Origin of the sequence: Terrisporobacter othiniensis, from assembly GCF_000808015.1 — a bacterium.
In the GTDB taxonomy this organism is placed as follows: domain Bacteria; phylum Bacillota; class Clostridia; order Peptostreptococcales; family Peptostreptococcaceae; genus Terrisporobacter; species Terrisporobacter muris.
In genome coordinates, this window is sequence record NZ_JWHR01000022.1 from 14,526 (window position 1) to 35,383 (window position 20,858).

The 20,858-nt window shown below is 27.6% G+C and carries 17 protein-coding genes and 1 riboswitch; of the genes, 14 read left to right on the plus strand and 3 right to left on the minus strand.

Features of this window, described 5'->3' with window-relative positions; translation table 11 throughout:
- The first annotated feature begins 19 nt into the window (after positions 1-19).
- The 13 genes from QX51_RS21050 to QX51_RS19265 all read left to right on the plus strand — a co-directional run bounded on the left by QX51_RS21050 (position 20) and on the right by QX51_RS19265 (position 16,115).
- Complete coding sequence (locus QX51_RS21050) at positions 20-187, plus strand: hypothetical protein (RefSeq protein ID WP_242842673.1); 168 nt, start codon at positions 20-22, stop codon at positions 185-187.
- A gap of 65 nt (positions 188-252) precedes the next feature.
- Positions 253-573 carry an N-acetylmuramoyl-L-alanine amidase gene (locus tag QX51_RS21055; RefSeq protein ID WP_039678193.1) on the plus strand — a complete coding sequence of 107 codons (321 nt, stop codon included), beginning with the start codon at positions 253-255 and terminating at the stop codon, positions 571-573.
- A 153-nt stretch (positions 574-726) separates the two neighbouring features.
- Positions 727-948 (plus strand): hypothetical protein, encoded by a 222-nt coding sequence (locus QX51_RS01760; protein WP_039678194.1) that lies wholly within the window; start codon positions 727-729, stop codon positions 946-948.
- Positions 949-1,073: 125 nt separating this feature from the next.
- On the plus strand, positions 1,074-1,715 hold the full coding sequence (locus QX51_RS01765; RefSeq protein WP_039678195.1) for a lactate utilization protein: 642 nt from the start codon (positions 1,074-1,076) through the stop codon (positions 1,713-1,715).
- An 11-nt stretch (positions 1,716-1,726) separates the two neighbouring features.
- Positions 1,727-2,611 carry a YegS/Rv2252/BmrU family lipid kinase gene (locus tag QX51_RS01770; protein WP_039678196.1) on the plus strand — a complete coding sequence of 295 codons (885 nt, stop codon included), beginning with the start codon at positions 1,727-1,729 and terminating at the stop codon, positions 2,609-2,611.
- A gap of 542 nt (positions 2,612-3,153) precedes the next feature.
- Complete coding sequence (locus QX51_RS01775; RefSeq protein ID WP_039678197.1) at positions 3,154-5,082, plus strand: heavy metal translocating P-type ATPase; 1,929 nt, start codon at positions 3,154-3,156, stop codon at positions 5,080-5,082.
- A gap of 545 nt (positions 5,083-5,627) precedes the next feature.
- Positions 5,628-6,254, plus strand: a complete 627-nt coding sequence (locus tag QX51_RS01780; RefSeq protein ID WP_242842674.1) for a polyphosphate polymerase domain-containing protein — start codon at positions 5,628-5,630, stop codon at positions 6,252-6,254.
- A gap of 16 nt (positions 6,255-6,270) precedes the next feature.
- Positions 6,271-6,939, plus strand: a complete 669-nt coding sequence (locus QX51_RS01785) for a DUF4956 domain-containing protein (protein WP_052232818.1) — start codon at positions 6,271-6,273, stop codon at positions 6,937-6,939.
- Positions 6,940-7,145: 206 nt separating this feature from the next.
- Positions 7,146-8,990: an asparagine synthase (glutamine-hydrolyzing) gene (asnB, locus tag QX51_RS01790; RefSeq protein ID WP_039678198.1), complete on the plus strand. Its 1,845-nt coding sequence runs from the start codon at positions 7,146-7,148 to the stop codon at positions 8,988-8,990.
- A gap of 99 nt (positions 8,991-9,089) precedes the next feature.
- A riboswitch (glycine riboswitch) is annotated at positions 9,090-9,196 on the plus strand.
- A gap of 213 nt (positions 9,197-9,409) precedes the next feature.
- Positions 9,410-10,654: a saccharopine dehydrogenase family protein gene (locus QX51_RS01795; protein WP_039678199.1), complete on the plus strand. Its 1,245-nt coding sequence runs from the start codon at positions 9,410-9,412 to the stop codon at positions 10,652-10,654.
- Between the two features lie 118 nt (positions 10,655-10,772).
- Positions 10,773-11,072 (plus strand): (2Fe-2S)-binding protein, encoded by a 300-nt coding sequence (locus QX51_RS01800; RefSeq protein ID WP_039678200.1) that lies wholly within the window; start codon positions 10,773-10,775, stop codon positions 11,070-11,072.
- Between the two features lie 267 nt (positions 11,073-11,339).
- Positions 11,340-14,543 carry a hypothetical protein gene (locus tag QX51_RS01805; RefSeq protein ID WP_039678201.1) on the plus strand — a complete coding sequence of 1,068 codons (3,204 nt, stop codon included), beginning with the start codon at positions 11,340-11,342 and terminating at the stop codon, positions 14,541-14,543.
- Positions 14,544-14,624: 81 nt separating this feature from the next.
- Positions 14,625-16,115: a glycosyltransferase gene (locus QX51_RS19265; RefSeq protein ID WP_052232819.1), complete on the plus strand. Its 1,491-nt coding sequence runs from the start codon at positions 14,625-14,627 to the stop codon at positions 16,113-16,115.
- A 284-nt stretch (positions 16,116-16,399) separates the two neighbouring features.
- Here QX51_RS19265 and QX51_RS01815 read toward each other — a convergent pair whose 3' ends face one another.
- On the minus strand, positions 16,400-17,320 hold the full coding sequence (locus QX51_RS01815) for a pseudouridine-5'-phosphate glycosidase (RefSeq protein ID WP_039678202.1): 921 nt from the start codon (positions 17,318-17,320) through the stop codon (positions 16,400-16,402).
- Entirely contained in the window at positions 17,320-18,408 is a 1,089-nt protein-coding gene (locus QX51_RS01820; RefSeq protein WP_039678203.1) for a PfkB family carbohydrate kinase, read from the minus strand. Before QX51_RS01820 ends, QX51_RS01815 begins: the two co-directional genes overlap by 1 nt.
- Positions 18,409-18,691: 283 nt before the next feature.
- Here QX51_RS01820 and QX51_RS01825 point away from each other — a divergent pair, with 283 nt between their 5' ends.
- The gene (locus QX51_RS01825) at positions 18,692-20,248 is read left to right on the plus strand and encodes a Kae1-like domain-containing protein (RefSeq protein ID WP_052232820.1); all 1,557 of its coding nucleotides are present in this window, start codon (positions 18,692-18,694) and stop codon (positions 20,246-20,248) included.
- 245 nt (positions 20,249-20,493) lie between these two features.
- Here QX51_RS01825 and QX51_RS01830 read toward each other — a convergent pair whose 3' ends face one another.
- Positions 20,494-20,787, minus strand: a complete 294-nt coding sequence (locus QX51_RS01830; RefSeq protein ID WP_052232821.1) for a winged helix-turn-helix transcriptional regulator — start codon at positions 20,785-20,787, stop codon at positions 20,494-20,496.
- Between the last annotated feature and the right edge of the window lie 71 nt (positions 20,788-20,858).

Consider the following 20,858-nt stretch of genomic DNA (forward strand, 5'->3'; position numbering starts at 1 on the left):
CTAATAGGAGGTGTTGTTAATGGGTAGAAAATATCTTATTGCCCTTGATGCTGGTCATGTAATGGAGACTACAGGCAAAAGAACTCCTCCACTTCCAAAAGATCTATATATGGATGGAAAGTTAGTAAGAAAAAATGTGAAGTTATTAAAGAGAATGAGTTTAATGAGGCTGTATGTAAGTATTTAGAAATATCTTTAAAAAGATGAGGATTTGATGTATTATAAGTTGCATCAGGAGATAGTGATATACCGTTGCAAACAAGGGTAAGAAGAGCTAATTTAGCAGATGCAGATGCATATATAAGTAAACACTATAATGCTGTGGGAGGAAAGTGTCAAAGTAAGGTTAAAGGTCTTGTGACTATAATACATTATAACTCATCAAGTAAATCAAAAGAACTAGCTAAAAATGTGCATGAGGAGTTGTTGAAGCTTCATAAAGATCATAACTGTAAAAATTTTGGTGTGAGAAAAGATACAGATATTTCAGGATTTAGTTTATATGTACTTAGAAATACGAAAATGCCTTCTATTTTAACAGAATCTAAATATGTAGAAAGCATAGTAAAATAGCGACTTTTAATAAGCATTTATCTAAGAATAAATGCTTATTTCAATTTAAACATATTTTAATAGGAAGATATTGATTATATATTAAATAATTTACTTTAGTATTGGAGAAAATAAAGTTATATATTTTTAACAATATAAACTTGAGGTGATGATATGAATAATAATATGTTTAATTTAAATCACAAATCTGATTATTATTTGATGAATAACTATGAAAATAATTTTGATAATAATGAGTGGAATAATGATGAAATTGTAATTAATGATGATAGTATACCGATTAATGATGATTATAATAATGAGTATGGATATAATAAAAAATATTCATTTACCCCAAAAAAAGGTTTTACATTTAAGCAAGATAAGTATAAATAGCTCATAAGATATTAATAGAAAAAATACTTTATTAAACTCAATAAAGTATTTTTTAAATTGTGTGATATAAGTGTAATAATTTATGTTAAAATAATAATGAAAAAAGTTTAGGGAGATTGTATGATATGAATGAAAATGTAAAATGGGTAAATGAAAAAAGGATAGAAAAAACTATAAATAATTTAGAAAAAAATAACATTAAAGGTTATTATGCAAAAAGTAATGATGAACTTATAAATATAATTAAAGATATAGCAAAAGAAGGTGAAATGGTATCTGTTGGAGGATCTAGTACTTTATTTGAAACTAATGTAATAGATTTGCTTAGGAGTGGAAGATATAATTTTTTAGACAGATATGAAGAAAACCTTACACCAGCTGATATGAAAGCGCTTTACAGAAAAACTTTCTGTGCAGACACATATTTTTCATCTGTAAATGCTATTACAGAAGAAGGAGAAATTTTTAATGTTGATGGAAATGGTAATAGAGTAGCAGCCATGTTATATGGTCCAGATAAAGTTATATTAGTAGTTGGAGTAAACAAAATAGTTAAAAATATAGACGAAGCAGTTAAGCGTAATAAAGTTTTAAGTGGTCCAGCAAATGCAAAAAGGCTGAATGCAGCCACTCCTTGTGCAAAGGTAGGCTATTGCATGGACTGTAAAAGTGATGACAGAATATGCTGTGAATATACAGTTATAAAAAGACAAAGAACAGCAAATAGAATGAATGTTATATTTATTAATGATGTTTTAGGATTTTAACTGGAGGAAATATGAAAAAAGTTAAGTTTATTTACAACCCAAATTCAGGAGAAAGAAGAATTTCTCATGAACTTGATAAGATAATAAAGATATATCAACAATACGACTATATTGTAGTGCCTTTTAGGCTTAGTAAAAATAGACCAGTAGAAGATGCTTTTTTTGATATAGATACTAATTATGATCATATATTAATTTCTGGTGGAGATGGGACGGTAGATTTAATTTTAAATGCTATGAAAGTGTTAAATATTGATATTCCTATAGGCATTTTACCATGCGGAACGGCGAACGATTTTGCAAAGGCGGTCAATCTTCCATTTAATCCAAAGGATTCTATTGAAAGAATTGTTAATTCAAAACCTAAAAAAATTGATATTGGAAAAATTAATGATAAATACTTTATAAATGTGGCAAGTGCAGGAATGTTTACAGATGTATCCCAAAAAATTAATCCTGATTTTAAGAATTCCATAGGAAAAGTATCTTATTATTTAAAAGGTATTGAAGAAGCATTATATATGAGAAAATTTAGTATTGAAGTAGAATCAAAAGAGATGGAATATAAGGGCGACATGTATCTAATGCTAATTTTCAATGGAAAAACTGCTGGTAATATTAATCTTGCTTATAAAGCCAAGGTAGATGATGGATTGTTAGATGTTATTATAGTAAAAGAAGTTTTACTTCCAAATATGTTACCTTTACTTATAAGCGTATTAAAAGGTGAACACCTTGAAGGGTACAATAAGGATGAAATATTATACTTTAAAACAGATAAATTGAAAATTGATTGTAAAGATAATTTAATTACAGATATTGATGGAGAGAAGGGTCCAGATTTTCCTTTAGAGATAGAATGTATTAAAGATGGCATCCAATTATTGGGCTATTAGTAAATTTTAAAAAATGAATATTTAAGCTTAAATAGGTTAATATATAAGTAATGGTTGATGCAAATCAATCTAACTTAATCTAATCATGAATATGTGTGTTTATGATTTCCTTGGGAGTTTAAGTATATTTGATATTTTTTAATATCCGTCGAATATAATGAAGATACTAGATTCCTCATCTACTATCGTGCAGATAGTTATGATTCAATACCCAAGGTTTGAAAATGTAACTAGCTTGCAAACTATGTTTGATGACTTGAGGTAAGGGCTAAGTGAAAGCTTTTGTCCTGGAAAAAGCACTGATTTGGAGACTATAATCCCCAAGATAGTGCTTTTTCTTTTGCTTTAAATTATATGAAATGAGATAAAAGAAGGATTAGTATGACTTTATTTTAAAAAGATTATTATAGAAACTATTTTGATAAGATGTTTTTTGACATATATCAGAATAGTTTTTTATTTTTGTTGCGAAACCATACCCCCCTAGGTATAATTTAAGTATAACTAGGGGGGTATATCTAAAAGGGAGGAGTAATTGTAATATGAAAAATTTATTAAAAGATGAAATAAAAAGAGATATTTTATTTTTAGTAATATCAGGAATTGCACTTATACTTAGCTTTAGCCATGTAAAATTATTCAACGTGGATTTGGCTTGGATTGCTGTTATATTTTGTGGACTACCTATTATAAAAGAAGGTATAGAAGGTCTTGTAACAGAGTTTGATATAAAAGCTGATGTACTTGTATCCATGGCGCTTATTGCCTCAGTAATAATTGGAGAAATCTTTGCAGCAGGTGAAGTGGCATTTATAATGCAAATAGGGGCTTTCCTTGAAGAATTTACAGTTAGAAAATCAAGAAAGGGAATTGAAAAATTAGTTCATTTAACACCTACTTTGGCAAGGTTAGTAGTGAATAATGAAGAAAAATCCATAAATGCCAAGGACGTTAAGGTGGGAGATTTACTTAGAGTTAATCCAGGAGAAACTATAGCAGTAGATGGCGTGATTACAAAAGGAAAAACTTCCATAGACAATTCTGTAATGAGTGGAGAATCTATACCTGTGGATTTAAGTGAAGGAGACAGTGTATGTTCTGGAGCAGTTAATCAATTTGGATCTTTTGAAATGAAGGCAACAAAGGTGGGAGAAGATAGTTCTATACAAAGAATGATAAAACTTGTTCAAAGTGCTGATGCTAGCAAAGCAAAAATAGTAGGTTTGGCAGATAAATGGGCAACTTATATAGTTGTTGCTGCATTTTCTAGTGCTATTTTAACTTGGTTAATTACAGGAGAAATAATAAGAGCAGTTACAATTTTAGTTGTATTTTGTCCTTGTGCTTTAGTACTTGCCACACCAACAGCCATAGTAGCAGCCATAGGAAATGTTTCAAAACATGGTATTTTAGTCAAAGAAGGAGATGCACTAGAGCGACTTTCAAAGGTGAACAAAATTACCTTTGATAAAACTGGTACATTAACTTATGGAAAACCAAGTGTGGAAGAAGTTGTTAGTGTTATGCATGACTTAAGTAATGAAGAACTTTATGAAATGGTAGCCTCATGCGAACTATATTCAGAACATCCTCTTGGAAGAGCCATAGTATCTTCTTTTAAAGAAAATCACAAAGTGGAAGTGAATCCGCCACAGGAATTTAAAATAATTCCAGGCAGAGGTGTAATTGCCAAAGTAAATAATAAAAAAATAATAGCAGGAAATAAACATTTACTTTTAGATGAAAAATTTAAAAGAGAAGAAATTAGATTTATAAGAGAAAAACATAAGAATCAAGGTAAATCAATAATTTATATTGGAATAGATAATAAAGTAGGTGGATATGTAATACTTAGTGATACTTTAAGAAAAGAATCAAAGTCTATGGTGGAAAGTATAAAAAGTTTGGGTATAAGTCCAGTACTTTTAACAGGAGACAATAAGTACGTATCAGAAAGTATTGCATCTCAAGTGAATATAGAAGAAGTAAAATCAGAATGTTTTCCTCAGGACAAACTTGAATTAATAGATAAGTATCAAGAAAATGAAAATAAAATGGTTTGTATGGTTGGGGATGGAATTAATGATGCTCCAGCCCTTAAAAAAGCTTATGTTGGAATCGCAATGGGGGGAATAGGTAGTGATATAGCTGTAGATGCAGCTGATATAGTACTTGTTAGAGACGATATAGACAACTTACCTCACTTATTAAATTTATCGAAACATATGATGAAAATCATTAAAATAAATATTGCTTTTTCTTTAGGGCTAAACTTTATAGCTGTAATTCTTGCCATGACAGGAGTTTTAGGTCCAGTTGTTGGAGCACTTGTTCATAATGCAGGTTCAGTTCTTGTTATTATAAATTCAGCATTACTTTTAAAATATAATAAAAAATCAAATAAAATTGAGAAAGATTTAGTATATAAAGATTCTAGAACAAATAGTGAAGTAAGTTGTTCTAATTTATAAAAATTTAATTTGATAAATTAATTAAAATAAAAAAATCCTTGCTTTACCGATCAAGCAAGGATTCCAAAATATATTATAAAAAGGGGTTTATTAGGGAATATATTTTTTTGGGGAGTAATCAGTTATTGGGGAAATAACTGTATATTTATAATAACAAAATTCGACAAACTTTGCAAGAATAATTTTATAATTTATTTAAAAATTTTAAAAGAGTATAAATTGAAAGATCAAATTTATACTCTTTTTTACATATAAGGAAATTACATTGCTCTCAAATCTGGGAAGAACTCATGAAGCTAAGTAATACCAACAAATATTGAGATATAAAAAAGTTGTTTTTAAGTAACTAAGTTGTATGAAGTGGTAACGAGGATATATCGTTGACTATATGCTTCTCAATTTTGGCCATATGAGCGAAGCGAATTTCGTATTATCTCTACTTTTTCTCTGTACATCAAATCTCTACTATTAATCATCTAACTTATTTATTATTTAGAATATATTTTAAAAAAAATATAAAACTAAACTAAGGAGGAAGTTAAAAAATGACACAAATAGAAAATCACCATATGGAAAATAAAAAAGAATCTAAATCTACAATAGCCGTATCTAGAAAGGAAATTAAGTATTTAGTATCCCTTAAGGATAGATTATATTTATTAAGTTGCTTAGATAAATTATTAACACCAGATGCTTATGGTGGGTATAATGGATATTCAGTTAGAAGTTTATATTTTGATAGTATATCAAATATTGATTATATAGAAAAAGTAACTAAAGCAGATGCCATAGAAATTATAAATGGGAATTATGAAGTGTTATTAAAATATGATACAGATATTTCTGAGTATGCTTATAATTTAATGACTACAAATCATTACAGACCAGTTTCACTTGTTGAATATGATAGACGTGCATATACTCATAAGTGTTTTAATACCAGAATAACACTAGATAATAACTTAAGGTACACAGATTTTGATTATGATTTGTTTAGTGATAATGTGAATTTTAAACAAGCACTAGACAAAGATAAAACTATACTAGAAGTTAAATATGATAGATTTTTGTTTGCACAAATCCAAGATATATTATCAAACTGTGATTTATTAGGAAAACCACCAAGTAAATATGAAACATCAAGGCAATTATTAAAACAATATTATTATTAAATAAAGGAAGGTTAATATGGGTGAATTAATAAATTTAGAAACAGTATTAGAAAATAGTTTGCAAGTTATAAGTCTGAAAGAAATATTAGTAATATTATCTTTCTCAATGATATTATCAGTAATATTATGTACAACATATAAGTTTTCAAATACAACATTGACATATAATAAAAAATTCAGTGTAACACTGGCTATGGTGGCGTTTTTATCAACAGTATTTATGCTTATTATAAAAACTAATTTGATGTTGTCTGTAGGGATGCTAGGTGCACTATCTATAGTAAGATTCAGAACAAATATAAAAGATACTAGAGATGCAGGATATATATTTTGGGCATTATGTATAGGAATAACATCTGCAACAAATAATTATACTACTGGAATAATAAGTTCAGTTATAATGTCTATATTAATGTTAGTGACAAGCAAAGAACCAAAAAACAGTGAATCATTACTACTAGTTGTTAGAGGAGAAAATACAGATATAAAATTGATACAAGATATAGTAAATGAAGCAAAAGGAACTAGTAAAATCAAAGCAAAAAATATATTGAGTGATTCATTTGAGTTGGTATACGAGCTAAAAATAGCAAAAGATGAGGATAATAAAATTATAGAAAGTTTACGTTCCTTAGATGGAATAGACAGTGTTAATATATTAGCACCAAATTCAGAAGTTATATAAAAAGAGCCAAGGGCTCTTTTTTTTATGTAAAATAAAGTTAAATATATGACTTTTATGTAGACATACATAAATTACATATTTTTTAACAAATTTAACAATATATCTAAAAGTTGATAGAGAAATAAGTATTTTTATAAGGATATATATTTAACCAAATATATATCTAACATTTAATCATAGACTAATCGCAACTTAGGAGGCAAAATATGTGCGGACATGTGGCAATATATTATAAAACAGCACAACCTGATTTAGCAAGACAAAAAGCTATAAGAGATGCAAATAAAGAAATATATCATAGAGGACCAGATGATGAAGGATATTATGAAAATGATAAGATAAGTTTTGGATTTAGAAGACTAAGTATAATAGACATAGAAAGTGGCCATCAGCCCTTTGAAAAAGACAATAATGTGATAATTTTTAATGGTGAAATATATAACCATGAAGAATTAAGAAAAAAATTAGAAGAAAAAAATCATAAATTTACTACTAATTCAGATACTGAAGTACTTTTAACATCTTATATTGAAATGAAAGAAAAATGTGTTGAAAAATTAAGGGGAATGTATGCTTTTTTAATATGGGATGAAGAAAATCAAATTTTATTTGGAGCAAGAGACATATTTGGTATTAAACCTTTGTATTACTTTGAAAATGAAGATTTTATAGCTTTCTCATCAGAGTACAAATCTTTATTACTTTTATTCAATGAAAGAAGTATTGATGAAGAGGTTTTACAACAATATCTATCATTTCAATATACAAATGGTGAAGGTACCATGTTAAAAGAAATAAAAAAAATACCACCACATCATTACTTTACTATAAGAGATGATATACTTACTATAAAAAATTATTATGATATTGATTACAAAACAAGAAATGATATAAGCAAAGAAGATGTTTATAATGTGATTAATGAATCTGTTAAAAAACATTTAATATCTGATGTTGAAGTAGGAACATTTTTATCTGGAGGTATTGATTCATCCATAATAGCAACCTTAGCTTCTAAAATTAACCCTAATATAAAATCATTTTCAGTAGGTTTTGGAATAGATGGATACAATGAGTTAGATATAGCTAAAAAAACTGCTGATGAATTAGGAATAGAAAATATACAAATTAAGGTGAGTCAAAAAGAATATATAAAATCTTTGCCAGAAGTTGTTAAACTACTAGATGATCCGCTAGCTGATCCATCAGCTCTTGGAATATATTTTTTATCTAAGGAAGCGAGAAAACATGTCAAAGTTGTCTTATCTGGAGAAGGAGCAGATGAATTATTTGGAGGGTATAATATCTATAAAGAATATTTTAGTATAAAACCTTTATTAAATATGCCTAATAAACTTAATGATACAGTAAATAAAATAGCTAATATTATGCCAGAAGTAAGAGGTAAAAGTTATTTGATTAGATCAACTACACCCTTAAGAGATAGATATATAGGTAATGCAAAAATATTTGAAAATAAGGAATTAAAAGAAGTTTTAAATAATTATAGTGATAATTTCATTTATCAAAATTCAACTAAATCTATTTATGATGAAGCAGAAAAAAGAGGATATGATTATGTAACTACTATGCAATATATAGATATGAATACATGGCTACTAGGAGATATTTTATTAAAAGGAGATAGAATGTCGATGGGTGCATCTATAGAACTTAGAGTTCCATTTTTAGATAAAGAAGTTCTTGAATTATCTTCTAAGTTAAGTTTAGATCAAAAGGTTACAAAGAACCAATCTAAAGTATTACTTAGAGAAGCATTTAAAGATATAGTTCCAAAACACGTAGTTGAAAAGAAAAAGCTAGGATTTCCAACACCAATAAGAGTTTGGTTAAAAGAAGAATTAGGTGATGTAGTAAGAAAAACTATATTAGATTCAAATATTGATGAATTTATTAATAAGGATTATGCTATAAAACTTTTAGATGAACATATATGTGATAAAAAAGATAATTCCAGAAAAGTATGGACTATATTTATGTTTGCTTTATGGTATCAAATTTTTATTGAAAAATTAAATATACAATTTTAATAATTATTTTGAACAAGTATTATATTTGAATCATTTAAATTTTTTATTGACAAAAAAATTATATGTTATAAAATAGAGTAGTAAAATAAATATGATCGGATGAAAATAATCTTAGACATTACTTAGATGTAAGGCCGAAGAAGCAAAAAAAAGATTTTATCTTAATCTTTTTTGAAACTGACAGGCAAAAGGAAGATTGTTTGACGAAGCTTTGGAGAGAACGGATACCGTCGCCTACGTGGCTATAACCAACTGGCAAAAGGACAGAGTAATAAGATGCTTATTTAGCATGCTTATTACTCTGTCTTTTTTTGTTAAAAAATATAAATTGAATACAAAGCATAACTCTCAAATTAAAAATCATATTTATCTACGAATATACATTTTAAAAATTCATATAAGAGGAGAAAAAATTATTTATGAGAATGATGTTAGTAGGATCAGGAGCAGTAGGAGAATCAATATTAAGGATACTAGAAAGTAGAAAAAATCATAATGAATGGTTAGAATTTGTTTTAGTAGCTGATTACGATTTACAAAGAGCCAATGAAGTAATAGAAAATTTAAAAGAAAAAGAAAATTATAAAGCAGTTCAAGTTGATGCTAGAAATAAAGATGAAATGATTGAATTAATAAAAGAATACAGTATAGATTTTGTAATGGATTCAGCCGCACCATTTGTAAGTAACATAATTTTTGATGCTGCTTATGAGGGTGGCGCAAATTACGGAAGTATGGGAACTTGGTCGGTGCCTATGGATAATCCTAAATTTGGTCTTGGTATAGAAAATAGTTATATAGAACCTATGACTAAGTATAATTTTGATAGACATGAAGAGTGGAAAAAGAAAAATCAGATGGCTTGTATATGTATGGGAATAGACCCAGGTGTTGTTAATGTATTTGCTAAATACGCTGCAGAATATGAATTTGATGAGTTGCATGAGATACACGTAAAAGATGGGGGTAACTTAGAAATACCAGGAGCTAAAGAAAATGACATAACCTTTGGATTTAATGTATGGACTATTTTAGATGAGGTTATGAATCCAAATGTGGAGTATGATAAAGAGAAAGGTGGATTTATAGTAGAAGATGCTTTTTGTGGAGAAGAAAAATTTATCATGCCTGAAGGTGTTGGAGAAAATACTTTGGTAAAAGTAGAACATGAAGAAGTTGTTACTATGCAAAGATATTTAAGTAAATATGGGCTTAAGAAAGTTACTTTCAAAATAGCATTAGATCCATCTTTAATAAATGCATTAAAAGTAATTGATTCTTTGGGGCTTAGAAGTATACATCCAGTAGATGTAGGTGGAGTAAATGTAGTTCCAAGAGATGTAGTTGCAGCTTGTGCACCACAACCAAAAGATATTGGTAATGAAATGACAGGTATGATGCTTGTTGGTGTTCACTGTATAGGTATAAAAGATAAAAAGAAAAAAGAAATATTTATGTATCAGCCTTTTGATAATAAAGAATCAATAAGAAGATGGGGGATGCAAGCAGTAGTAGCTCAAACAGGATTTGGTGCAGCTCTTAGTATAGAACTTATAGGTAGAGGAATTTGGAAAGGAGAAGGAGTATTTTCACCAGAATATTTTGATCCAATTCCATATCTAGATTTAATGAAAGAAAGTGGATTTAGATATGAAATAGTATAATCCTATATTTAAGTGGAATAATAAACTTAAAAAATGATATTAAGTAATTTTATGATTATATGAAATATACTTAATATTCATTTTTAATAATGTGAATTTTTATACAAGGAGAATACATATGATTTTAGACAAAGAAAAATATTTAAAAGTTAGAGCAGTACAAGCTCAAGGAGCTAGAACTGTTAAAGAAGTTAAGGATATGACTGATATAGTTATAGAAAATGATGATGAATATAGCGAGATAGATAGAGTATTACAAAATGCTTGTAAGTGTCAAAATGTATCAGTAAACGAAGTTGTAGAAGCAGTTAAAAATGGTGCAGATACTATCGAGAAAGTTATGGCGGAAACTAAAGCAGGTACTGGATGCGGTAGATGTAAAGCAGTATTACAAAATATTATAGATAATAAAAAATAATTAAAAAGCCTTAGTAGTTTCATATAAGTGAAACCTAAGGCTTTTTAATTATTGTATAGAAAAATAATAAAATAAAATTTGGATGCTTTTATTCAAGCCAATACCTATTTGTCATAAATTTTGTAAAATGTATTATATTTGTTAGGCGCTAAAAAAATACAATAACTAAAATTAAACATTTTAATTTAAAAAGTAACAAATTAATACTATTTTCATAATATTATATTGAGATAAAAATATCTTAATATAAGCTAGGAGTGGATAAGCTTGGGTAATTACAAAAGTACCAAAAAACATTATATAGAGTCTGACAAAAAATGTAATAAATCATTCTCTTACGATGAAAATTATTATAAGGAAAAATACGATGACAAACATTGTGGTAATAAATATAAAGATGATTATTACTACACAGACAAATATCCAAAAGACATATACTGTGATAATTATTGCTGTAAAGATAAATATCCAGATGATAAATGCTGTGACAATGATAAAAAATGTAAAAAATCAGATTCATTTCCATCAGATTGTTGTACAGAAACTATAAGACAAGCTCTTAAAATTATAAGAGAAGCTGCACGTTCTTTAGGAAACTCTGCAACATTAGATGTGGTAATATATACAACTGATGGAAGCACTTTTACTATAACTTTTACTAGAAATAAGTGTTCAGTAGAAATAACAGATGATGCTATTATATACAACTGTGTAGCTATAGCTTTAAATAGCATATCAAAAATAGAAATATTAACTAGTTCTTTATCTGAAAATTTTAGAAATAGACTTTTAAATAAATTGTACGCTTTGGCTGAAAGTTGTGAAAATCCTTATTTAGCATATGACTTAGATGATGAAAGTTATTGTCCAAGATGTAAAAAAGAAAAATGTAACTGTAAATGTGACAATACTTTAGGAGATTATGTTGTAAACAATGTTGATGAACTATCTGGAGTAGGCCGTATTGGAGATACTAGACCAATATTTGCTGTAAGTGAGGTAAATACTACTCTTGTTGTAAATAATGTAGAGCCAATTTTAGATACTGAACAAGTATTAGAAACTGCTGAAGTTAATGCTTCTTTTGTAAATGTTGTGGCTGATGTAAACACAATAAGCACAGGTATAGTAAAAAATATAACTACAAATAATCAACAAGTAGCTAGAGATATACAACAAACTACGGAAAGAATTCTTACTGCATCATTTGCTGATGATGTTAATGTTGTGGCTAGTGTTTCTCCTTTTACTACATTTGTAGTGCAAAGCGTAACTACAAATGGTAATAATATAAGTGTTGTAAATAACTATTCTACAGATCAAGTTGTAAGAAGTATTACAAAAGCTAGTGAAGTTGTTACTAATATTGTGGATTATGATACAGCTCAGCTTGTAAATGAAATAACTACTAGCGAAGTACAGGTAGTACAAAGTATAGATGAGTTTCCTGTCAATGTAATTGGTTCAGTATCTTCAACAACATTACTTGGAGTATCAGGTGTAACTTATGCTACTAAAAATGTTATAAATAGTGTAACTCCAGTTAGAGAAACAGTAATAATTGCTTCTGATCCTTCTTTTGCTGATGCAATAACTGAAATTGATACTAATACTATTACAATAAATCAAGATATTTCAATATCTACAGCACCAGTTGTAACTGATGTTCCTTACACACCTATAAATGTTGTAAATGGTATTACAACTAACAGAATACAAATAGTTGATGGTATGACTGTATTTGCTGGTGAAGCTGTGGAGGATTTGTCATTTACAACAACTCCTCTTGTAGATGATGTAGATTCTACTACCATATCAGTTGTAAGTTCAGTTACATTTGATGCTACTGATGTATTGTTACATTCTGAAAATCATTTTGCGATAGATAATGTTTTGAATAATCTTGATGTGGATACTAATACACAAGAGCCAAGATCAGTTTCTGTTGGAAATTGTTTAGGCGAAGGTGCTCTTGAAGTTATAGCTGAAAATGTACCTGTTTCAATAGTTAATTTTACTACTAATTTAACAAATAAATTAAACTGTATGATAAAAGATATAAATGAGATATTAAAAAAATGTTGCTGTGATGATAAATATGACGATGATTGCCATGATAAGTGTAATTGTTATGATAAATGTGATTGTAAGAAAGATAGATATGACAAGTATAACTGCTATGAGGAGAAAGAAATATATAGAGACAAATGTAAAGATAAGAAGCATCGTTGCCCTTCTATACCATACTTTAAAGTTTGTGACTTACTAGAAGATGTTTATTTTGATTTAAATGCAGATGTTACTATAAATGGAGAGCCAGTAGTATCAAGTTGTGTTGATATTTCAGTATTTGATGAAAGTACAGATAATTATCTTCATAATGTGAATGAAGGTTATTTGGCAGATGGTGTATTGGCTGGATTTAGTGAAGATGAGCACGAAAATATAGTAGGAGATTTAAATGTATCATTTGCTGATGTAGTTAATAGTGTAACTTATACAACTATGAATGCAGTAAATAGTATAACTTTTACTAATACAGATGTAGTTAATGATGTAGACTTTAATACTCAAGTTGTTAACCAATTGCTAAACTTTACTACAGCAGATGTTGTTAGAAATATTAATCCACAAAGAAGTAACTTTGTTAATAGTGTAAGCTTAGTAAACCCAGTAGAAGTAGTTTCTTCTATTACTACTTCCACAGATGCTTTCGTATCTGAACTTGATACTGATACTGCTAGAATAGTTACAGATATCACTTCTGGAACTACTGCTGTAGTATCTTCTGTAAATGCTATTACTGCAGTTTATGTAAATAGTATTACAACAAGTCCTCAGACTGTGCTAAGAGATATAACTCCAAATGCTGTAACTGTAGTTAGAAATGTATTTTATGAAACTGAAGAAGGTGTATCAGATTTAGTAACTAGAGATCAAAGATTCTTAACTAATGTGACTCCTTCTAATATTTCAGTAGTTTCTAATTTAACTTTAGGTAGCGCAAATGTAGTAAGTGGTATCGGAGTTTCAGGAGTACAAGCAGTTTATGATGTAAATCCAAGATCAACTAATGTAACTAGATTAGATAATACTAATCTAACAACTGTTGTAACAAATGTAAGACCAGTAACTCAAACTGTTACTACAATAAATACAATCTCTACTGGAACAGTAGTATCTGTAGGAACTATTTCTAGGGTAGATGTTGTAGATGCTGTAGAATTAGATACAGAAAATGCAACAGTAGTTACTAATGTTGAGCTTGAAATCTCTACAGTAGATGTTGTAGAAAGTATTGATGGTGAAAATGCTAATGTACTAGCAGGAAATTCTAGAGAAGGTATATCTCCTGTTTCAGCAAGAGCTGGTAATGGCTTACTAATATCAGAAGAACCTAATGGAGATATTAGCATATATTCTTTATGTAAACTACAATCTGTTGAAATTGACAGTGAAGAATGTGAATAATAAATTTTATTAACTAATGATAAGGGGATGGCATCTATACTAGGTGCCATCTTTAATAAAATTTTATTATGGGGGTATATTATGCAAACTCTTAGTTTATGTATGATTACTAAAAATGAAGAAAAAAATATAAAAGCATGTTTAGATAGCATGGTAAACATTGCAGATGAAATAATAATTGTTGATACAGGTAGCACGGATAGAACAATTGAAATAGCAAAATCTTATGGTGCTAAAGTTTTTAGTTATAAGTGGAATGATGATTTCAGTGAAGCTAGAAATATTTCTTTAGAAAAGGCTACAAAGGATTGGATAATAGTATTAGATGGTGATGAAGTATTACCAAAAGAGGATGGTAAAAAATTAAAAAATATTATTAATGCTACATCTATGGAAGCATTATATTTACGATTAGAAAATATAGTTGATAATAAAAGCTTAGGCGATGCTGTAGTGCTTAGAGTATTTAGAAATAATAAGCTTTATAGATTTAGAAATAAAATGCACGAGCAAGTAATCTTTTCCATAGAAGAAAATGGTGGAAAAGACAAAATTCAAGCAACAAATTTAAAAATATTACATTATGGCTATGATCCTAAAATATATAATATGGTGGATAAACAAAAAAGAAATTTAAAAATATTAGAAAGTTATCCAGAGGAAGATAGAGATGGATATTTTTATTATTCCATAGGGAATGAATATTCACGAGCCAATGATATTAACAAATCACTGGAGATGTATTATAAAGGTCTAGGATTTGCAAGAAATAATTATCCTGATAAACTTCCAAGTTATTTACCTTATTTAATTCTTAACATATCAAAAAGTTTAGCTAGTCAAAAAAAATATGATGAAGCAATAAATATATTATCAGAATTCAAAAACAAATACCCCAATTTTAGAGACTTATATTTTCTACAATGTTTATATTATATAGAAATAGGAAAAACAACAAAAGCAAAAGATGCTTTATTAGAATATTTAAACTGTGAATATTCAATGTATATGTATCCTGACAATAATTTTGAGGATTCATATAATATGGGAACTATTCTTAGACAATTGAGAAAAGCATCTATTCCTACACCAGAGTATTTACTAAGTGTATTAATAGTGGGAGGTTCTTATGATGATACTTTGTTACTAAGTATAAAAAGTATAAATGAAATTTCTAGTGAAGTAATTGTTTCTATTCCTAATTCTTCTATTATTGATAAGGATATTATTAATAACTTTGGAGCAAAAACAATAAATATTAATAGCAATGATGGAAAGGATATGATTTTTAAGGGTATAAAAGAATGTAGAGGAGAGTATATTCTTATTTTAAAGGAAAGAGAAATTATTGAACATGACACTCAGTCAGCTTTAATCAACTTTTTAAGAACAACAGAAGAAAACTTTTTTAATTTAATAATTAAAGATAATAATGCTAAAACAAAATTGGGAGAATTTAGATTATTGAGAAATGATGAAAAGGTGAGAAATACTAAAAATTTTGAGGAGTTAATAAAACTTGTTAATAAAGAAAAACCAAAAACTTATGATGTTAATATACTTAAGATATAAATTAAAAAATTCGCTTCGCTCATGTCGCCAAAATTGAGAAGCATATCGTCAACGATATATCCTCGTTACCACTTTAAGCCACAGCGTGGGCGATATGAAATTTTAGGCAACTTCGTTGCTCAAAATTTAATTTTTTACTACTTATTGGATGCATTAATGTTACTTTGGTCTAGAAGTTTTCCGCAGATTTAAAGTGAATATAATATCCTTGTAAGTAAAATAGTACTTGTTTTAATGATTTTCTAATCAATAAAACAAGTACTATTTTTGTATAAGGTTATTTATTATTTATTTAATTCAGCTAAGTCTTTAGCAATGTTAGCAGCAACTTTAGCATTGTTGTAAACAAGTTCTATATTAGAAGCAAGAGATTTTCCTTCAGTTATAGTTTTAACTTTGTCTAATAAGAATGGAGTAACTTGTTTTCCGCCTATGTGCTTTTCTTCAGCTTCTTTTAAAGCAGATTCTATAGCGTTAGTTATAGTATCGTAATCCATTTCGAACTCTTCTGGAATAGGGTTAGCTATAACCATACCACCTTTTAAGTTTAAGTCCCACTTAGCTTTTAAAGCCTCAGCAACTTCTAATGAAGAGTCAACTCTGTAGTCAACACCAAATCCTGATTTTCTAGTGTAGAAAGCAGGCATTTCTTCAGTTCCAAATCCAACAACTGGAACACCATGAGTTTCTAAGTATTCTAGTGTTAAACCTATATCTAATATTGATTTAGCTCCAGCACATATAACAGCAACATCAGTGTTAGCTAATTCTTCTAAGTCAGCAGATATATCCATAGTAGTTTCAGCACCTCTATGAACTCCACCTATACCACCTGTAGCAAATACTTTAACACCTGCTAAATCAGCTAATATCATAGTAGTAGCAACTGTAGTAGCTCCAGTTAATTTTTTAGATATTATAAAAGGTAAGTCTCTTCTTGAAGCTTTAACTACGTTTTTGCTTGTAGCTAAGAATTCTATTTCTTCTTTAGTTAAACCAACTTTTAAAACTCCATCTATTATAGCTATAGTAGCAGGAACTGCACCATTTTCTCTTATTATATTTTCAACAGTACTTGCCATTTCAACATTTTGAGGGTATGGCATACCATGAGATATTATTGTAGATTCTAAAGCAACTACTGGTCTTCCTTCTTTTACTGCTGCTTCAACTTCTGGATGTATTTGTAAGTATTTTTTTAACATTATATTAACTCCTTTATTGTTTTATTTATTAAATCCTCACTTAAATTAGGATTGATTGTATTTTTATGAGATAGGGCTAAAATCGAAGCTCCAACAGAGAACTTTGCAGTTTCTTCTATATTAAGATCATTCATAAATCCATAAATAATTCCTGACATAAAAGCATCTCCAGCTCCTGTAGCATTTACTATATCAATTTTAACACCAGGTATATGTAGTGTTTGTTCTTTGTTTGCACAATATACACCATCACTGCTAAGTGTTATAAATACACTCTTTACACCTTTTTCTATAAAGTAATCACAAGATTTCTTAGCATCATCTAAATTTTCTATTTTTATTCCAGATAAAGTTTCTGCTTCATACTTGTTTAGTTTGATACCTTCAAACCTATTAAGTATATCTTTTATTTTTACACATTTAGCAGTAGAAACAGTATCTACGAAAATTGGTAAATGGCTGTGATTTCTTGTAATAAAGTCTATAGTTTCCATAGATAAGTTAGTATCTATAACTATAGCTTTAGAGTCATTTATTGACTTGTATTTTGAATGAATAAAAGATTCATCCAGCTTTTCAATAATGTCCATATGACTTATGGCAAGTTGCATATCTTTTGAATCATTTAATATAGAAACATAAATTGAAGTAGAGTATTCATCTGATACAAAACAATCATTTACATCTATATTTAAATTTTTACACTCAGAAAGAATAGTATTCCCATATAAGTCATTTCCTATAGCTGAAATAAGTTTAGTGTTTACACTAAGTCTACTTAAATTTTCTGCTATATTTCTACCAACTCCACCCATGGATATGTCTACACCGCCAGGGTTAGAGTCATACATTACTAGAGGATTGTTTGGAAATCCTTGAATATCCATATTTGATCCACCAATAACTGTAACGTAATTTTCTTTTCTTAAAATGTAACCTTTTCCTAATATCTGCCCTTTTTTCATTAAATTTGTTATATGAACAGCTACAGAAGTTCGAGATATATTAAGCATATCGGCTAACTCTTGTTGAGATATCATAGGATTACTTTTTAGGATTTGTAAAATTTCTTTTTCTCTATAAGTCATTTAATCACCTAAAATTAATATTTGTTTATAAAGATAAACATTTGTTAAGATTATAATAACATTATTATATAAAAAATACAATACTTTTTTACAAACATATATACAGTATATTTTAAATATAAAAAAATAATAAATATGATGCATTAATGAGTTGTTTAAGAGTGATAAATATGAAGATTAAACTATTATGCAGATAATTTAAAAATAAAGCAAATATGTATTTTAAAAGGTAAATAAGAATATTTATTATTATAGAAGGAATTTAATAAACAGGAGGTTATATATGAATATAAGTGAAGAATTTCTAAACTCCTTAGGTATACGGTCAGGCATTGAATCATCTAATAGTATAGATTGTGATTTAAAGTTTAAATTAATAGATAAATATAACAAAGAATACAATTTAGATAAAAATTTAATAGGTGTAGTAAAAAAAATATTAAAAGAAGGAAAAATAATAGCAATAAAAGATCTTACAGGATTCAATTTAATTTGTGATGGAACAAATTACAAAGCAATATCAAATTTAAGAAAAAAGAAAAATATAAAAACAAAGCCATTGGCATTGATGATGAAAGATATAAATGAAGTAAAAAATTACTGTTATATTAGTGAAAAAGAAAAAAGCATATTAAATAGAATTAAAAAACCTATAGTAATATTAAAAAAGAAGAATAATAAATTACCAAATAATATTTCATTTAATAATGACTCTTTAGGAATAATGTTACCATCAACAAGTCTTCATTATATGTTGTTTGATGAGGAGTTAAAAATATTAGTAACTACTAGTGGTAATTTAAATAATTGCCCCATGATATATAAAAATGAAGAAGCCTTAGAAAAATTAAAAGATATTGCAGATTATTTTTTAATTCATGAAAAGGAAATTTTTATGCCAGAAGAACCGTCTGTTATAAGAGTACTTTTAAATGAAGAAAGGGTAATAAGAAATTCAAGATCAGTAAGTTCACCTATAAATCATCATCATGCTCATATAGTAAGCTGTATGTTTGAAAATAATATAAATGAAAAAGTTATAGGATTATCTTTTGATGGAGTTAGATATTGTGAAGATGAAAACTTAAGAGGAAGTGAATTTTTAATCTGTGATAACAAAAAATTTAAAAGAGTTGCATATTTGAAAAGTATGAAAATGCCAGGGGGAGACAACGCTATAAAAGAACCTTGGAAGATGGCAGTAAGTTTGTTGCAGTCATGGTCAAGTAACAAGCTGAATTTACCTGTGGAGGAATTAATAAATAATTTAAGTATAAATAATCTTTTTAGTTATATAAAGCATAAAAATTATCACACAATTATGTATATGATTAAAAATGATATAAATACGCCAATTACTTCATCTATGGGAAGATTGTTCGATGGTATAAGTGCATTTCTAAATTTTCAAAATAAAATTTCTTATGAAGGAGAAGCAATAAAAGAACTTGAGAACTTGGCAAAAAAATCTGACGATACTAAAGATTATTATAGATTTGAAATAAATTATGAAAATAATCAATTTATAGTAGACACAGATTATATAGTAGAAGAAGTTTTTGGTGATGTAATAAATAATGTAAATCCATGTTATATATCTATGAAATTTCATAATACTGTTGTAGAATTTTCCTTTAGAATATGTCTATACTTAAGAAAATTATATAATTTAAATATAGTTGCCTTAAGTGGGGAAGTATTTGAAAATGAAATAATTTTTACTAAACTGTATGAAAAATTAAACAATAGTAATTTTCAAGTTTTAACTCATAAAATCCTGCCTTGCAATGATGCGAACTTATATCTTGGTCAATTAATTATAGGTATGAATAAAAAGTAAAATGACTTTAATATTATTTTTTCAGTTATAATGTAAACTTTCAATATTCCAATGGAAAGTTGGAAGATGCATATAAAGAAATAAGAGATTTTTATAGAAATAATATAAAATAAGTTTATAAGATAAAAGCCAAGAAGTTAATTCTTGGCTTTTAATTAATATAAATAATATATATGAAGGAAAGTAGAATTCTTAAATGTAGAATAAAGAATTTGGCCAATACAGTCGCTCAAGCAAAATGAATATTATAATAATTCAAATTGCTTTATAAGTTTTGCATATTCATATCCCTTTGATGTTAAGAAGTATTCTACTCTTGGAGGATATTCATAAAAGTACTCTTTATTAATTAAATTATCCTTTTCAAGTTCTTTTAATTTTTCACTAAGTACTTTATGACTTACTTCTCCAATAGATCTTTGTAATTCAGTAAACCTTTTTCTTTTGTTAGATAAATTAAAATTAATTGAAGATTTATATTTGCCTCTTATGGGTTGAAAATTATTTTCCATGTTGAGAGTATCATGATGACTATTCATTTAAATTCTCCTTGTATTTAATATTTAAATATATTTTGCTCAGAAAATAAAATATAATACTTACTAAAAGG

Bases quoted from the DNA above. Each gene is read 5' to 3' on its own strand.
- QX51_RS21050 (WP_242842673.1), top strand. From the start codon at position 20: ATGGGTAGAAAATATCTTATTGCCCTTGATGCTGGTCATGTAATGGAG.
- QX51_RS01760 (WP_039678194.1), top strand. From the start codon at position 727: ATGAATAATAATATGTTTAATTTAAATCACAAATCTGATTATTATTTG.
- QX51_RS01765 (WP_039678195.1), top strand. From the start codon at position 1,074: ATGAATGAAAATGTAAAATGGGTAAATGAAAAAAGGATAGAAAAAACT.
- QX51_RS01770 (WP_039678196.1), top strand. From the start codon at position 1,727: ATGAAAAAAGTTAAGTTTATTTACAACCCAAATTCAGGAGAAAGAAGA.
- QX51_RS01775 (WP_039678197.1), top strand. From the start codon at position 3,154: ATGAAAAATTTATTAAAAGATGAAATAAAAAGAGATATTTTATTTTTA.
- QX51_RS01780 (WP_242842674.1), top strand. From the start codon at position 5,628: ATGACACAAATAGAAAATCACCATATGGAAAATAAAAAAGAATCTAAA.
- QX51_RS01785 (WP_052232818.1), top strand. From the start codon at position 6,271: ATGGGTGAATTAATAAATTTAGAAACAGTATTAGAAAATAGTTTGCAA.
- asnB (WP_039678198.1), top strand. From the start codon at position 7,146: ATGTGCGGACATGTGGCAATATATTATAAAACAGCACAACCTGATTTA.
- QX51_RS01795 (WP_039678199.1), top strand. From the start codon at position 9,410: ATGAGAATGATGTTAGTAGGATCAGGAGCAGTAGGAGAATCAATATTA.
- QX51_RS01800 (WP_039678200.1), top strand. From the start codon at position 10,773: ATGATTTTAGACAAAGAAAAATATTTAAAAGTTAGAGCAGTACAAGCT.
- QX51_RS19265 (WP_052232819.1), top strand. From the start codon at position 14,625: ATGCAAACTCTTAGTTTATGTATGATTACTAAAAATGAAGAAAAAAAT.
- QX51_RS01815 (WP_039678202.1), bottom strand. From the start codon at position 17,320: ATGTTAAAAAAATACTTACAAATACATCCAGAAGTTGAAGCAGCAGTA.
- QX51_RS01820 (WP_039678203.1), bottom strand. From the start codon at position 18,408: ATGACTTATAGAGAAAAAGAAATTTTACAAATCCTAAAAAGTAATCCT.
- QX51_RS01825 (WP_052232820.1), top strand. From the start codon at position 18,692: ATGAATATAAGTGAAGAATTTCTAAACTCCTTAGGTATACGGTCAGGC.
- QX51_RS01830 (WP_052232821.1), bottom strand. From the start codon at position 20,787: ATGAATAGTCATCATGATACTCTCAACATGGAAAATAATTTTCAACCC.